Source organism: Mesorhizobium huakuii (assembly GCF_014189455.1).
Taxonomy (GTDB): Bacteria; Pseudomonadota; Alphaproteobacteria; order Rhizobiales; family Rhizobiaceae; genus Mesorhizobium; species Mesorhizobium huakuii_A.
This window is the reverse complement of record NZ_CP050296.1, coordinates 5,889,879-5,905,333: the sequence shown is the minus strand read 5'-3', so window position 1 is coordinate 5,905,333 and position 15,455 is coordinate 5,889,879. Positions and strand designations below refer to the sequence as shown.

At 62.1% G+C, this 15,455-nt stretch carries 10 protein-coding genes and 1 pseudogene; 2 read left to right on the top strand and 9 right to left on the bottom strand.

The features are described from left to right. Positions 1-106: 106 nt before the first annotated feature. From HB778_RS28690 to HB778_RS28660, 7 genes are all read right to left on the bottom strand, one after another. Complete coding sequence (locus HB778_RS28690; RefSeq protein ID WP_183458836.1) at positions 107-715, bottom strand: hypothetical protein; 609 nt, start codon at positions 713-715, stop codon at positions 107-109. A gap of 244 nt (positions 716-959) precedes the next feature. Continuing rightward, entirely contained in the window at positions 960-1,610 is a 651-nt protein-coding gene (locus tag HB778_RS28685) for an OmpA family protein (RefSeq protein ID WP_095204385.1), read from the bottom strand. Between the two features lie 150 nt (positions 1,611-1,760). Beyond that, positions 1,761-2,129 carry a GFA family protein gene (locus HB778_RS28680; RefSeq protein ID WP_096457252.1) on the bottom strand — a complete coding sequence of 123 codons (369 nt, stop codon included), beginning with the start codon at positions 2,127-2,129 and terminating at the stop codon, positions 1,761-1,763. Between the two features lie 107 nt (positions 2,130-2,236). Further along, positions 2,237-2,614: a hypothetical protein gene (locus HB778_RS28675; protein WP_183458834.1), complete on the bottom strand. Its 378-nt coding sequence runs from the start codon at positions 2,612-2,614 to the stop codon at positions 2,237-2,239. Positions 2,615-2,934: 320 nt separating this feature from the next. Beyond that, positions 2,935-4,066, bottom strand: a protein-coding gene (gene prfB / locus HB778_RS28670) for a peptide chain release factor 2 (protein ID WP_183458832.1) whose coding sequence is annotated in 2 segments (ribosomal slippage) — positions 2,935-3,999 and positions 4,001-4,066 — 1,131 coding nt in all. Because the reading frame shifts where the segments join, the coding sequence is not laid out codon by codon here. 127 nt (positions 4,067-4,193) lie between these two features. Then, a complete protein-coding gene (locus HB778_RS28665; protein ID WP_183458830.1) occupies positions 4,194-6,638 on the bottom strand; it encodes a penicillin-binding protein 1A in 2,445 nt (814 codons plus the stop codon). 214 nt (positions 6,639-6,852) lie between these two features. Next, positions 6,853-8,115, bottom strand: coding sequence for an N-acetylmuramoyl-L-alanine amidase (locus tag HB778_RS28660; RefSeq protein WP_183458828.1), 1,263 nt, complete (start codon positions 8,113-8,115; stop codon positions 6,853-6,855). A gap of 649 nt (positions 8,116-8,764) precedes the next feature. Here HB778_RS28660 and HB778_RS28655 point away from each other — a divergent pair. Then, positions 8,765-11,711 (top strand): annotated as a pseudogene (locus HB778_RS28655) (Rne/Rng family ribonuclease). Positions 11,712-11,807: 96 nt separating this feature from the next. Here HB778_RS28655 and HB778_RS28650 read toward each other — a convergent pair. Together HB778_RS28650 and HB778_RS28645 are read right to left on the bottom strand one after the other, a co-directional pair. Then, positions 11,808-12,755, bottom strand: a complete 948-nt coding sequence (locus tag HB778_RS28650; protein ID WP_183458826.1) for a glutaminase — start codon at positions 12,753-12,755, stop codon at positions 11,808-11,810. 4 nt (positions 12,756-12,759) lie between these two features. After that, positions 12,760-13,908 carry a pyridoxal phosphate-dependent aminotransferase gene (locus HB778_RS28645; protein ID WP_183458824.1) on the bottom strand — a complete coding sequence of 383 codons (1,149 nt, stop codon included), beginning with the start codon at positions 13,906-13,908 and terminating at the stop codon, positions 12,760-12,762. Between the two features lie 148 nt (positions 13,909-14,056). On the opposite strand from HB778_RS28645, the gene HB778_RS28640 reads away from it, so the two are divergent. Next, entirely contained in the window at positions 14,057-15,448 is a 1,392-nt protein-coding gene (locus tag HB778_RS28640) for a tetratricopeptide repeat protein (protein ID WP_183458822.1), read from the top strand. The last annotated feature ends 7 nt before the right edge of the window (positions 15,449-15,455 follow it).

The following is a 15,455-nucleotide window of genomic DNA, read 5'->3' as shown; positions in this document are numbered from 1 at the left end:
TCGCCTTCGAACGGATTCAGGCGACGCGCCTTAGTCCTGTTTCATGCATGCCGTGCTCTCGAAACCAGAGCCACTCCTGGACGACTTGCGTTGGCTTGGCCCGGAATTACATCGGCCCAGGCATCATCTTGGTCGGCTTCTCCAACATCGGAAACTCGGCCTTGGTGCATTTCACGTTCGGGTTCGTCGGACTGAACATGCCGTTCGGATTGTCCCTGAACAGCCAGGCGTGAAGGTCGTAGTGGACGAACTCCCTCGGGATGAGCGGATAGTGTCCCTCCATCGGCCCCATGAAGGTTTGGCCAAACAGCTTCGGCGGCGCTTTGACATCCGGCGTCAGCGGCACCAGCCATTCCACACCGACCAGCTTCAAGCCTTTCTTGGTCGGCTCGTAGATCAGGACGTTGGGCTTCATCGGATCGAGCTTCTGGCCGACGCTGGGGACGTTGACGAAATGGATGCCCATGGCGCCTTTTGGATAAAACATCGCGCCGGATATCTTTTCGCCATTGTAGTAGACGCAACCGACGGTCGACAGATAGAGGTCGCGGACGGCAGCCGTGTAGTCTTCATACTTGGCCAACGACTTCTTCAAGGCTTCGATATCGGCCTTGTTGGTGTCCTCGGCCCGAGCCGTGGCGAGCCCCAACCATACGCCTGCAATACTGGTCAAAGCGAGGACGCCGCAGCGTCCAAGGCTGGCTGTTCTTGTCATGCATTCCTCCCAGATATTCATCTGGCCGTGCAGACCGAGGCGGGAAAATGCTTATCGCGCGGCCAGTTGTTGTACCGCCTCATCCCCTCTGGAACGGCGATGACGCTATTCCTTTCCACGGCGGCGGGGAAGCTGTTATTTAGAACTAACTAATACTCATGCGCGGCAATCTGGAGAGCGCCGATGCCCGCGCAAGCAGAAACGGCCCCGCAAGGGGGCCGTTCGCGTTCGATTGCCGGTCAGATCAGGTGAGCGGCGACAGCTGGATCTCGACGCGACGGTTCTGCTCGCGGCCGGCGGCCGTCGCGTTGGAGGCGATGGGCCGCGTCTTGCCGAAGCCGGTGACGGCGAAGCGGCGCTGATCGACGCCCTGACCGGACAGATAGTTGGCTACCGCCAGCGCACGGCGCTGCGACAGATCGAAATTGTGCTGGTCGCCGCCGGTCGAATCGGTGTGACCGAACACGTCGACGGTCGTCTGCTTGAATTTCTTCAGCACCAGCGCAACCGAGTTCAGCACCGGATAGAAGCCGGGCTTCACCGCATCCTGATCGACATTGAAGGTGATATCCGACGGCATGTTGAGGATGATCTGGTCGCCACTGCGGGTGACGCTGACACCAGTGCCCTCGAGCTGTCGGCGCAGTTCCGCTTCGTTCTGATCCATGGTGGCGCCAATGGCGCCGCCGGCCAGTGCACCGATGCCAGCGCCGATCAGCGCGTTGCGGCGGTCATTGCCGCCGGCAAGCAGACCAAGACTCGCACCTGCCAGGGCACCAAGGCCGGCACCTGCTGCCGTGTTGGAAATCTTCTGGTCGCCGGTATACGGATCGGTGGTGGTGCAGGCGCTCACGAGCAAAGCCGTCGCCACGACGACGAGCACGGTTTTCTTCATAGATGGTCCCTCTCCAAGTCGCGCCTTTTCGACGGCGCCAAATCAGCCCTTCCCGCGACTTGTACCATGAATTGCGGCGAAAAGCGGAACGGGAAAAGCGCCGGGGACGGCTTTTCCCGGGGCCAATTGCGTGACGACCGCCTTGCCCGGCTACCAGAGATTCTTGCCGTCTATGACCACCACTTCCACCTTGTCGAGATCGAAATCATCGAACAGCCGGGAATTGACGCTGATCTTCGGATTGTCAAAATCCGGCTCGCCGGTCGACCAATCCGGTGTTTCGGTGAAAGTGCCGCAGCCGCAGGTCGCGCAAAACCCGTGCTTCACGGTTTTCGACCCCCACTGATAGACAGAAACGTTTTCCGGCGGACTGGTCAGCTTGAACTGCGACGGGACGTAGTAAGCCCAAAGCGAGCCGCGTTTCGAGCAGAACGAACAGGTGCATTGCGTCACCGTCTGCGGTGCCTCAGAAACCTCGAATGTCGTCGCCTTGCAGTGGCAGCTTGCCTTGATGGTCATCAACATCACCTCTCCATTGTCCGCCGTCCATGCGGCAGGGCACCATAAAGAAGCGATCCTGACAACTGCCTGTCAGCAGGCTTACGCCTGAACAGCCGACAGCAGACTCAGTAAGACGATGGCGGCACGAACAGGCAGATGGTCTTGCCGGCATCGAGGCCAGCCTCGTGCGCACACCAATGGAATTCGCCATCGGGCGAATCCTTGATGCGTCTGTCGCTGTAGGCCAACACCTCCCCGGTGTCCTTGATGACATAACCTTCCGGGCGCTCGCTGATCGAGGTTTGCGACACCTCGTGGCAATCGTAGTTCGCGCAGCAGGCGAACGGATAGCTCCAGCCTTGCGGCTTGGCCGCGGTCGGCTTGGCGTCATGCGCCAGGGCAGGCGATATCAGGACGGCGATCGCAGAGGCCGCGAACAGAGGAAGGAGAAGCTGGCCAACCGATGGAGCGGCGATGGCCGATCTGGAATTGGCGGCAAACATGGGAACGTTCCTTTCAAACGAGGTTCAAGCGTTGCGCCTGCCCGTTCCCGGAACGTGTCTTCCCAGCGGCCAATCGTCAGCAAATATGCCGCGACCGGCCATAAATGCTTTTGTCTCCTCCTGCCGCAAATGGTGAGCCGAAATCTGAGTCGGCGCAAGAAATTGCTGCGTGACCGGCCCGCACCCGTCGCCGGGCCGCTTGGGGCAGCAACAAGGTGCTCCCCACAACTACGGCAGGTTGTCGTCGGTGATGGTGAACCCGCCCGCGTCTTCTTACGAAGATGCGAGCGGTGGCAATCCAGGTTTAGTGGCGGACGGAGCTAGTCCAGATCCGCCACGGCCTCACCAGCACCACCCTCGATGCGTTGCGACAGCGAGGCTTCCATGAAATCGTCGAGGTCGCCATCGAGCACGCTCGACGGGCTGGTGCTTTCGACGCCGGTGCGCAAATCCTTGACCAGCTGATAGGGCTGCAACACATAGGAGCGGATCTGGTGACCCCAGCCGATGTCGCTCTTCGACGCCTCGGTGGCATTGGCGACGGCTTCGCGCTTCTTCAGCTCTTCCTCGTAGAGGCGCGAGCGCAGCATTTCCCAAGCCTTGGCCTTGTTCTTGTGCTGCGAACGCTCAGCCTGGCAGGCAACCGCGATGCCCGTGGCGATATGGGTGATGCGCACAGCCGAATCGGTGGTGTTGACATGCTGGCCGCCCGAACCGGACGAGCGATAGGTGTCGATGCGCACATCCGATTCCGAAACATCGATCTCGATCCTGTCATCGACGACTGGGTAGACCCAGATGCTGGAGAAGGACGTGTGGCGACGCGCATTGCTGTCATAGGGCGAAATGCGCACCAGGCGGTGGACGCCCGATTCCGTCTTCAGCCAGCCATAGGCGTTGTGCCCCTTGATCAAGAGGGTAGCGGATTTGATGCCGGCTTCTTCGCCGTCATGCACTTCGAGCACCTCGACCTTGAAGCGGCGGCGTTCGGCCCAGCGCGTGTACATGCGCAACAGCATCGAGGCCCAGTCCTGGCTCTCGGTGCCGCCGGCGCCGGCGTGAACTTCAAGATAGGTGTCGTTGGCGTCGGCTTCACCCGACAGCAGCGTTTCGACCTGGCGGGCCTTCGCCTCGCCCTGCATCGAGCGGATCGACGCTTCGGCCTCTGCGATGACCCCTTCGTCGCCTTCTTCCTCGCCGAGCTCGATCAGGCCGATATTGTCTTCCAGCGCCTGGGTAATGCCCTTGACCGCCGCAATGCCTTCTTCGAGGCCCTGGCGTTCGCGCATCAGCTTCTGTGCTTCCAACGGTTCGTTCCAGAGGCTGGCGTCCTCGGCCCGCACATTCAGGTATTCAAGCCGCTTTATGGCCTGATCCCAGTCAAAGATGCCTCCTCAGCAGGGTTATCGCCTGCCTGATCTCGTCGACAATATTCTGCGTTTCCGCGCGCATGGCCTGGTATTTTGTCCTGTTGCTGAAGTGACACTTCGGTCGGCGCGATACATAGGGACGGCGCCGCCATGTGTAAAGCGAAATGGGCCGGCCCCAGGCCAGCCCAGCGGTCGGCATTTGGGACCCGTCAGTAGAGGCCGCCGCCGCCGTCCTGGATGGCCTGGTTGGCCTGCGGCGACAATGCGCCACCCGAGGCGTTGGAGCCGTCGGCGCCCATGCCGATCACCCAATAGCTGTCGGCGGGACCGGTGCCCGGCTTGAAGGCCTCGATGATGGTGCCCGGATCGCCCGACGCGGCACGCATGCCGGTCTTGCGATTGATGGCGATCAGGTTCATGCCGTCGGGAACCTTGAAGTCGACATTGGGCGTGCCGTCCAGCGCCACGCGCATGAAATCCTTGAAGATCGGGGCGGCCAGACCGCCGCCGGTGGCGCCATGGCCAAGGCCGCGCGGCGTGTCGTAGCCCATATAGAGGCCGACCACGAGGTTCGGCGTGTAGCCGATGAACCAGGCGTCCTTTTCGTCGTTGGTGGTGCCGGTCTTGCCGGCGATGTGGCGGCCGAGTTCACCGATGGTGGCGCCGGTGCCGCGTTGCACCACGCCTTCCATCATGGAAGTGATCTGGTAGGCGGTCATCGGATCGAGCACCTGCTCGGAATTGTCGACCAGTTCCGGCTCCGGCTGGTTCTTCCATTCGGGTGCGTTGCAACCTTCGCAGCCACGCTCGTCCTGTTTGAACACGGTCTTGCCGTAGCGGTCCTGGATGCGGTCGATCAGCGACGGTTTGATCGACTTGCCGCCATTGGCCATGATCGAATAGGCCGAAACCATGCGCATGACGGTCGTCTCGCCGGAGCCTAGCGCCATCGGCAGATACGGTGCCAGATGATCGTAGACGCCGAAGCGCTCGGCATATTCGACGACCAGCTTCATGCCCATGTCGTTGGCAAGCCGCACCGTCATCAGGTTGCGCGACTTCTCGATGCCGGAGCGCAGGGTTGCCGGCCCGGCGACCGTTCCGTCATAGTTCTTCGGCGTCCAAGTCGTGTTGCCGCTCTGGATGGTGATCGGTCCGTCCATGATCACCGAGGCCGGCGTATAGCCGTTGTCGAGCGCGGCCGAATAGACGATCGGCTTGAACGAGGAGCCCGGCTGGCGCATCGCCTGGGTGGCGCGGTTGAATTCCGACTGCGAATAGGAGAAGCCGCCGACCATGGCCAACACACGGCCGGTGTGCGGATCCATGGCAATCAGGCCGCCTTCCACCTCGGGAACCTGACGCAAGCTGTAAGTGTTGTCGGAACCTTCGTTCTTCTGCACGAAGATGACGTCGCCCGGCTTCAGCACGTCGGCCGGCGACTTGGCCTTGACCGTCTTGCCGTCGACCACATGGCGCATGGCAAAGCCCATGTCGTCCTTGCTGACGGTGCCTTCGACACGCTCCTTGACGATGTCGCCCGACGCTTGGCGTGCGGGCTGCAGGCCGATCGAGAGGCCTGATGCCGAGGAGTCGAGCACGACGGCGAGCGACCATTCGGGAACGTCTTCCAGTCCCTTGACGGCGCCCAGTGGAGGTCCCCAGTCGCCGGACACGTCAATCGACGTCACCGGGCCGCGATAGCCGCGCAGCGTGTCGTATTTCATCAAACCGTTCTGCATCGCCTTGCGGGCAATGAGCTGAACCTTCGGGTCAAGGGTCGTGCGAATGGAAAGGCCGCCCTCATAGAGCGCGTTCTCGCCATAGCGGGCGATGATCTGCCGACGAACCTCTTCTGTGAAATATTCGCCCGCGAACAAATAGGAGCCGGTGCGGCGCGGGGCGACACCAAGCGGCTCGGCCTTCGCCTTCGCACCCTCTTCGGGGGTCACGTAACCGTTCTCGACCATCTGGCCGATGACCCAGTTTCGCCGCTCAATCGCACGATCGGCATGCTTGAAGGGATTGTAGTTGGCCGGACCTTTGGGGAGTGATGCCAGATAAGCGGCCTCGGCCACGGTCAGTTCGTTCACCGATTTATCGAAATAGGTCAGTGCGGCGCCAGCGACACCATAGGCGTTGAAGCCAAAGAAAATCTCATTGAGATAGAGCTCAAGGATACGATCCTTGGAATAGGCCTGTTCGATGCGGAACGAAAGGATGGCCTCCTTGACCTTGCGTTCCAGGGAGCGCTCGTTGGTGAGAAGGAAGTTCTTGGCAACCTGCTGGGTGATCGTCGAACCACCCTGCATCGGTCCACCCGAAACGTAAGTGAGCACCGCTCTACCCAACCCCGTTATGTCAACACCGGGATGGCTGTAGAAGTTCTTGTCCTCCGCGGACAGGAACGCCGCCTTGACGCGATCCGGGATCGCCTGAATCGGCAAATACAGGCGCCGTTCGCGCGCATACTCCGCCATCAGAGAGCCATCCGAGGCATGGATGCGGGTGGTCACCGGCGGTTCGTACTTGGCCAGCACTTCGTAATCAGGCAGATCCTTTGCTACATGGCCGATGTAAAGCGCAACGCCCGCCGCGGCCAGAAGGGCCAGCGTCGTGCCGATGCCGAAGAAATAGCCAATGAGACGAATCATACCCGCTCCAGTCCTTGGTTCGGGAATTTCCTAAACGAAGCCGCCTTCCACGCAAGCTTTCGAGCCGGTCCCAATCCGTAATCGAAAACCCATGTCGCCACCATGTGGACAAAATACGGCAAGGCCTGATTTCGTGACCGCGCGCCGGAAATAAAAGGCACCGGGTGTTGTCATCCAGCAACGCTGCCTCAGGTTGCAGGCGCCGCCAGGCATGTCAACCTCCGGTCACCGTTCCGGCCCGGGCGGAGGCAAACAGCGCAACGGCGTTGGTGATGCTTTGCGCGGCCTTGTTGCGCCATTCGGCGTCGAGCAGCTGTGCCTCGTCCTTGGCATTCGAGAGATAGCCGAGTTCGACCAGAACGGATGGCACGTCCGGTGCCTTCAGCACCTTGAAGCCCGCGGAACGCTGCGGATTGTTGATGAGGCCGACGCTGGTCGACAGCTGGCCGACCAAGGTGTGGGCGAAACTCATCGAAAATGTGTGCGTCTCGCGGCGGATAAGGTCGATCAGGATGTCGGTCACTTCCTTGTTATCGTCCTTGATGACCATGCCGGCGAACTGGTCGGAGAGATTTTCGCGGTCGGCAAGCGCTTGCGCCTCGGGATCCGACGCCTTGTCGGAGACGGTGTAGACGGTGGCGCCGCGGATGCCCTTGACGCTGATTGTATCGGCATGGATCGAAATCAGCAGATCGGCCTCATGCTGGCGGGCAATGCGCACGCGGTCGTCCAGACGCAGATATTCGTCGGTGTCGCGGGTCATGAAGACATCATATTTGCCGACGGCCGCGAGCTTGTCGCGCAGCTCCGTGGCGAAGGCCAGCGTGATATTCTTCTCGATCGTGCCGTTCAGACCCTCGGCGCCGCCGTCGACGCCGCCATGGCCGGGGTCGATAACGACCGTGAAGCGGTGACCCGGATTGGAGACCGGCCCGGTGCCGACCCGCCCGCCCTTGTCGGTCGAAACCGTCGAGCCGGTGGTCAGCGCCTGGTTGGCAAGGGCGGCGTCGAATTCCCGCTCCGAGGCCGCCGACATGTCGATGGCGATGCGGTAGCCGGTTCCGTCCTCATTCTTGAGCACATCCAGCTTGTCGACGGCGAACGGCCCCTTGCCGGTGAGGATCAGCCGCGAAACGCCTTCGCCGAGCGCGCCCAGGCGCACGCCCTTGACCAGGCCGCGCGGCTTCAAATCCTTGGCGTCGATGGCCAGCTTGGTATTCGCCAGGTCGATGACCAGACGATTGGGGCCGCGCAACAGGAACCATTTGATGTCAGGTTCCCGATCGAAATCCATGACGATGCGCATCTTGGTGGCATCGCCCGCCATCTTGTAGCCTTTTGCCACCAGCGGCGCGTCGGCGGCATTGGCAACCGAGGAAAAGGTCTGTGAAATCACCACCAGCAGCAGAAGGCATAGGGCGCCCAGAATCCGGCCGCCGACACGACATCCCTTGCCTGTGAAGCCTGCCAGTCCCATCTCTCTTCCAGTCGCTCCCGGTTTGGCGCCAGGCGCCCGCTCGTTTCGTCGAAGTGCCGGTTAGGCGCGAACTCGATTAACGATTGGTATCCAGAGAAGGTTAACCAAGCCTTTTCACACAAGGATCAGAACCCAAGCTTACGTTACGGAACTGCTTTTTGCCGGCATCGGAAATCGGGGTTGCCTTCCAACCCGCCAAATCATAAAAGCGATAGTGGATCACTGCAATCCTGGAACCGCCCTCCTCCGCAGCTTCCTGCTACAGGGTCAGATGAAAGGCGGCTCCTTTCGCTTCACGCGAAAAGGCTTCAGGTGATTGCGACGAATTTCGCAGGTGTGCTCCCGTGGCGGGGGAATCACCTGCGTGAGGAAAACGGCCGGGTCTGTTCCCGTGCCGGCTCTGTATGAGCAAACAAGCTGGTCCGGTTTCCGGGCTTTGGTTCAAAAGGTTCTGCTGGTGACGATGGCTTCAAGCGCAATCATGGAAAGGTCCGCATCAAACCGCGCCAGTATGGCTGCGGGCGGCACCGCCATGACGCGCAGGCACCGTCCGGCGGACATTCAATTATCCGGCACCCACTCTCCAGACACACAGCAGCGGGCTTTACCCCGCCAGCTGTGGCTGACGGCTGCCGGGGGAAACGAAATAATGCCCAACAAGATGCTGATAGACGCCTCCCACCCGGAGGAAACACGAGTTGTCGTCGTACGCGGTAACCGTATCGAAGAATTCGACTTTGAATCCCAGGACAAGAAGCAGCTCAAAGGAAATATCTACCTCGCCCGCGTAACGCGCGTCGAACCCTCCCTTCAGGCAGCCTTTGTCGAATATGGCGGCAACCGTCACGGTTTTCTCGCCTTCAGTGAAATACACCCCGACTACTACCAGATCCCGGTCGCCGACCGTCAGGCACTGCTGCGCGCCGAAGCGCAGGAGGCCGAAGACGAGGAGGACGAGGACGGTGACGGCGATGACCGCCAGAGCCGCGATCGCGGACGGCGCGGGCGCCGGCGTGGCGGCAAGAGCCGCGACCGCGGCGAGCACAAGCGCGATGCGGGCGAGGCAGGCGAAGGCTCCGGCGAGCCAAGCGAAGGCAACGACAATGGCGACATCGTTGTCGAGGAGATCTCCCACACCTCCGAGATCATCGAACACGCAGCCGATACATCCGAACATTCAGACACCTCGGGGCATGCTGATGCGTCCGGCCATGATGAAGGTTCCGCCGAACAGGACGAAACCGAAACCCGCGAGGGCGGCCCGACATCGATCGCCGCCTCTGTCGAAGGCGATGTGATTTCCGAGCCCGTCCCGCAGGCGGAACAGGGCAGCGAAGCCACCTCCAGCGACAATGATCGCGGCATGCTGGAGGAAGTACAGTCTTCGCATCCCGATGATCACGAGGTCGAGATCGGTCGGCGCCGAGGACGCGCTCGAGGAAGTGCGCAATCGCCGCAAGCCGGTGCGCCGCCAGTACAAGATCCAGGAAGTGATCAAGCGCCGGCAGATCCTTTTGGTGCAGGTCGTCAAGGAAGAGCGCGGCAACAAGGGCGCCGCACTCACCACCTATCTGTCGCTTGCCGGCCGTTATTCGGTGCTGATGCCGAACACGGCGCGCGGCGGCGGCATTTCGCGCAAGATCACCAGCGCGGTCGACCGCAAGCGCCTCAAGGAGGTGGTCGCCGATCTCGAAGTGCCGCAAGGCATGGGCGTCATCTTGCGCACCGCCGGCGAGAGCCGCACCAAGGCCGAGATCAAGCGCGACTACGAATATCTGATGCGGCTTTGGGAAAATGTCCGCAATCTCACGCTCCAGTCCACCGCCCCTGCCCTCGTCTATGAGGAAGGCAGCCTGATCAAGCGTTCGGTGCGCGACCTCTACAACAAGGATATCGACGAGATTCTCGTCTCCGGCGAGGAGGGCTATCGCGAAGCCAAGGACTTCATGCGCATGCTGATGCCGAGCCACGCCAAGGTGGTTCAGCCGTTCCGCGACACGACGCCGATCTTCGTGCGCAACGGCATCGAGGCGCAGCTCGACCGCATGCTGCAGCCGCAAGTGACGCTGAAGAGCGGCGGCTACATCATCATCAACCAGACCGAGGCGCTGGTTGCCATCGACGTCAATTCGGGTCGCTCCACCAAGGAGCATTCGATTGAGGACACGGCACTCCACACCAATCTGGAAGCGGCCGAGGAAGTCGCGCGTCAGCTCAGGCTGCGCGATCTGGCCGGCCTGATCGTCATCGACTTCATCGACATGGAGGAGAACCGCAACAACCGCTCCGTCGAGAAGCGGCTGAAGGATCACCTCAAGAACGACCGCGCCCGTATCCAGGTCGGCCGCATCTCGCATTTCGGCCTGATGGAGATGTCACGCCAGCGCATCCGCGCCAGTGTGCTGGAATCGACCATGAAGCCGTGCCCGCATTGCGGCGGCACCGGCCATGTCAGGTCCGATTCGTCGGTTGCGCTGATGGTGGTGCGGGCGATCGAGGAATTCCTGCTCAAGGACTCGCGCAGCCACATCACGGTGCGCACGCCGGCCGCGACCGCGCTCTACGTGCTCAACCACAAGCGCGGCACACTGGTGGAACTGGAAAGCCGCTTCGGCCTGACCATCACCATCGAGGCCGACGACACGGTTGGTGCCCAGCACTATGCGATCTTCCGCGGCGCCCTGGCCGAAAAACCCGAGGGCTTTGTCGAGGCGCGCAGTCTGCCGGCCTATGTCGAGCCGGAGGAGCCCGAGGACGAGATTGTCGTCGTCGAGGAGGATGATGAGGTCGTGGTTCAAGCCGAGCAGCCACGCCAGCAGCCGCAGCAGAACCAGCAGCCGCGGCCTGCCGGCGGCGAGGATGGCGAAGGCCGCGACCGCAAGCGTCGCAAGCGTCGCAGACGGCGCGGCGGCAGGGATCGCGACCGCGAGCATGGCGCCCCGACGGACGGCTCATCCGTCTCTGCTCCGGCCGGCGATTTCGCCGGATCGGCAAATGCGGCGGACAATGACGACACCGAAACGGACGATGCCGCTCCGATCGCTGCCGGCGCCTCTGACGAGGCGGCGCAGGCTGCGGATGACAACCAGGGCAAGAAGCGCCGGCGCGGCAAGCGCGGCGGTAAGCGCAACCGTCGCGAAGACGGCGAAGGCGAGACCGAGGCAAGCGCCGGCGAAACGACCGAGGCTTCGGAGGCCGATGCTTCCGAAAGCGAGCCTGTGTCGATCGAGCCAGTCGCTGCCGTTGATGAGCCGGTGGCTGCGGTGAGCGAAGAGGTGCCGAGCACCGAGAAGCCCAAGAAGCCGCGTCGCGCAGCCAAGCCGAAGAAGGCAGCCGCCGAGGCCGTCACCGAAACGACCGTTGTCGAAGCGGCCGCGGAAACGCCGGTCGAGGCTCCGGTGGCGGTTGCCGAGGAAACAGTGGTCGCGGCTGTCGTGGAAGAGCCTGCAAAGGCCCGGCCGTCACGGCGCAAGCCGGCTGCCATCGATGCACCGGTGGTGCCGGTGGTTTCTTCGACCGTCGCCGATGAACCGGAGGCCAAGACTGAAGAAAAGCCGAGGCGTGCCGGCTGGTGGCAGCGGAAGGGCTTTTTCTAAGCCTTTCAACTGGTTGAAGTGATTTTTTGATAAGAAAATCCCGCGCCGATCGAAAGACGGCGCGGGATTTTTCATTTCTCCAACGTACACGAGAGGCTAAGGCGCGAAGATCGACCAGTTCATCATCCTGGCCAGCTTCTCCAGCGCGATCGAACCCAGCTTGGAATTGCCGTTGGCGTTGAGGCCGGGCGACCAGACGGCAAGCGAGGCGACGCCCGGCACGATGCCCAATATGCCGCCGCCGACGCCGCTTTTTCCCGGAATGCCGACGCGGAAGGCGAAGTCGCCGGAGCCGTCATAGTGGCCGCAGGTCAGCATCATGGCGCCGATGCGCCGCGCCCGCTCCGCCGACACCACCTGATATCCGGTGGCCGGGTTCTTGCCGCCATTGGCGAGGAAACGGCCGGCCATCGCCAGTTGTCGGCAACTCATGGCGATGGCGCAATGATGGAAATAGACGCCCAGCGCCAGTTCCGGCGCATGGTGAAGATTGCCAAAGGATTTCATGTAGTTGGCCAGCGCGAAGTTGCGATAGCCGGTGGCGCGTTCGGAGGCCGCGACCTCACGGTCGATGATGATGGTCTCGTCGTCGGCAAGGAACTGGATGAAGCGCAGGATCTCGCCGATCGCCTCGCGCGGCTGGTGGCCGGCAAGCAGGATATCGGAAATGACGATGGCGCCGGCATTGATGAACGGATTACGCGGAATGCCGTTCTCGTGCTCGAGCTGGACGATCGAGTTGAAAGGATTGCCCGACGGCTCGCGCCCGACCCGTTTCCACAGCGCGTCGCCGACATTGCCGAGCGCCAGCGTCAAGGTGAACACCTTGGAGACGCTCTGGATCGAGAACGGCTGGTCGGCATCGCCCGCCATCAGCACACGGCCGTCATTGGTTACGGCGGCAATGCCGAATTTTTTCGGATCGACCTTGCCCAATTGGGGAATGTAGGTCGCGACATCGCCGCGATCGGTGCGTTCAGCCATTTCGGCGGCGACTTCGGCCAATGCTTGATCAAGTTTGGGGGCCTGTTCGAGTTCCGGCATGGTTCTACCTCAACCAGCGTTCGATGCGCGCCATCGCCTCGACCATGTCGTCGTGGCTACCGGCATAGGAAAACCGCATCGTTCGGTGCCCCGCCTGGGTGTCGAAGTCGCGGCCGGGCGTCGCCGCCACATGCGCCTCGGCCAGCATCTTGCGCGCGAAGGCCATGCTGTCATTGGAGTGCCTCGTGACATCGCAAAAGGCATAGAAGGCGCCGTCCATGGGTGCTGCCAGCGGAAAGCCGAGTTCCGGCAGGCGTTTCATCAAGAGCTCGCGATTCCAGGCGTAGCGGCCTTTGACCGCTTCTAGCTCATCGGTCGCGGCAAAGGCCTCGATCGCGGCGATCTGCGAGAGCTCCGGCGGCGAGATGTAGAGGCTCTGGGCAATGCGCTCGACCGGCCGCACCAGCTCTTCCGGCAACACCATCCAGCCGATGCGCCAGCCGGTCATGCAATAGTATTTCGAGAAGGAATTGATCACCGTCACGCTGTTGCCGAAGGCAAGTGCCGTGGTGTCAGGGGCGCCATAGGCCAGCCGATGGTAGATCTCATCGGAAATGACGGCGATCCCCAGTGTCTCCGCCGTATTGACCAGCGCCGACAGTTCGTCGGCCGGTATGACCGCGCCGGTCGGGTTGGCGGGGCTCGCGAACAGAACACCCTTCAGCGGTTTCTCGCGATGCGCGGTCTCCAGATGACCGGCATGCAGGTAGGCCGCGTCGCCGAGCTCGATCTCGACCACTTCGATGCCGAGCGCCGCCATGATGTTGCGATAGGCAGGATAGCCAGGTGCTGCGATGGCGACGCGATCGCCCGGATCGAACATCGCCAGGAAGGCGAGATTGAAGGCCGCCGATGATCCGGTGGTCACCGCGATCCGGCCGGGCTCGACTTCAAGCCGATAGTGATCCGCGTAGTGCGCGGCGATCGCCTTGCGCAGAGCGGCCAGTCCCAGCGTATCGGTGTAGCCGATGCGGCCGTGCTCCAAGGCCTTGGCCGCGGCCGCGCGAACCCGTGCGGGCGCCGGATCTGAGGGCTGGCCGACCGCCATAGAAATCACCGGCACGCCCTGGGCCCTCAGCCTGTTCGCTTCGGCCAGCACATCCATGGCGTGGAATGGCTCGACATTGCCACGACGTGAGAGCGAAACGACCATTTTATCCCTATCCCGACGATTGGGCACGCCATGCCCTCGAATATATGCGCCGCACAAATGCCCGATTGATGTGAGGATCACAAGTTGAGGAAGTTTTTCCGGTGCCGACTTTTCATCTTTCGCCCGCTCGTCTACCAGTGGACACGTCATGTTGAGCCGACCCAGATCGACGATTGCCCGGGCAGCGCGTGTTTTCGCGACGCTATCGCTTGGCGTCGCCGTCGCCGTGGCCAGTTCGGTCACCGCCTTCGCCCAAAGCGTGCCGGTGGTACGCGATGCCGAGATCGAGGCTCTGGTGCGTGACTACGCGCGGCCGATCTTCAAGGCGGCGGGGCTGGCGAATGACGGCATCGATATCGTGCTGGTCAACGATTCCAGCTTCAACGCTTTCGTTACCGGGCGGCGGCTGTTCATCAACACCGGTGCGCTGATGACGGCCGAAACGCCCAACGAGATCATCGGCGTCATCGCGCACGAGGCCGGCCATATCGCCGGCGGCCACCAGCAGAAACTGCGTGACCAGCTCGAGCGCGCCAAGACGATGGCCATCATCGCCACCTTGCTTGGCGCAGGTGCGATCGTGGCGGGTGCGACCACCAACAGCCGCGGCCTTGCCGGCGCCGGCATGGGTGTTGCCGCCGGCGGCGGCGAAATGGCACAGCGCAGCATCCTCGCCTACCAGCGCACCGAAGAGATAACAGCCGACCGCTCCGCCATCACCTATCTCAACGCCACCGGCCAGTCCGGCATGGGCATGCTGAAGACGTTCCGGCGCTTCCAGACCGCGCTGTCGCTGTCGGGTGCGCAGATCGATCCCTACCGGATCAGCCATCCGATGCCGCAGGAGCGCATCGCGAATCTCGAAGTGCTGGTCAAGCAGAGCCCGAATGTCGATAAGCTCGACCCGCCGGCACTGCAGCAGCGCCACGACATGATGCGGGTGAAGATCGCCGTCTATATGGAAGGCAAGGCCACCGCAGGCAGGCTGATGCAAATGATGCGGGGCAGCCTCGCGGCACTCTATGGCGATGCCCAATCGACCTACCTTTACGGTGACATCGCCGGCGCACTCGCCAAGACCAATGCCCTGATCAAGGCACAGCCCAAGAACGCCTATTTCCAGGAGTTGCGCGGCGACATCTTGATGAAGGCGAACAAGCCCAAGGATGCAGCCGAAGCCTATGCCAAGGCGGTCAGCCTCGATCCCGCGCGGTCCGGCTTGCTGCCCGTCTCGCTTGGCCAGGCGCTGATGGCGGTCGGCACGCCTGACGCGCTGAAGAAAGCTGTCGTGCAGATCAACAATGGTCTGGGTCGCGACAAGGAAAATGCCGAGGGGTATCGTTACCTGGCGCAGGCTTACGGCGAGTTGGGTGACATACCGGGCGCCGAGCTTGCCACGGCCGAGGGTCATTTCTATTCCGGTAACTACAAGGATGCGAAGATCTTCGCCATGCGCGCGCAACAGCAGATGAAGCGCGGCGAGCCACGTTGGATACGCGCCCAGGATATCATAAACTACAAATCGACAAGCAAGATCTAGTGAACCT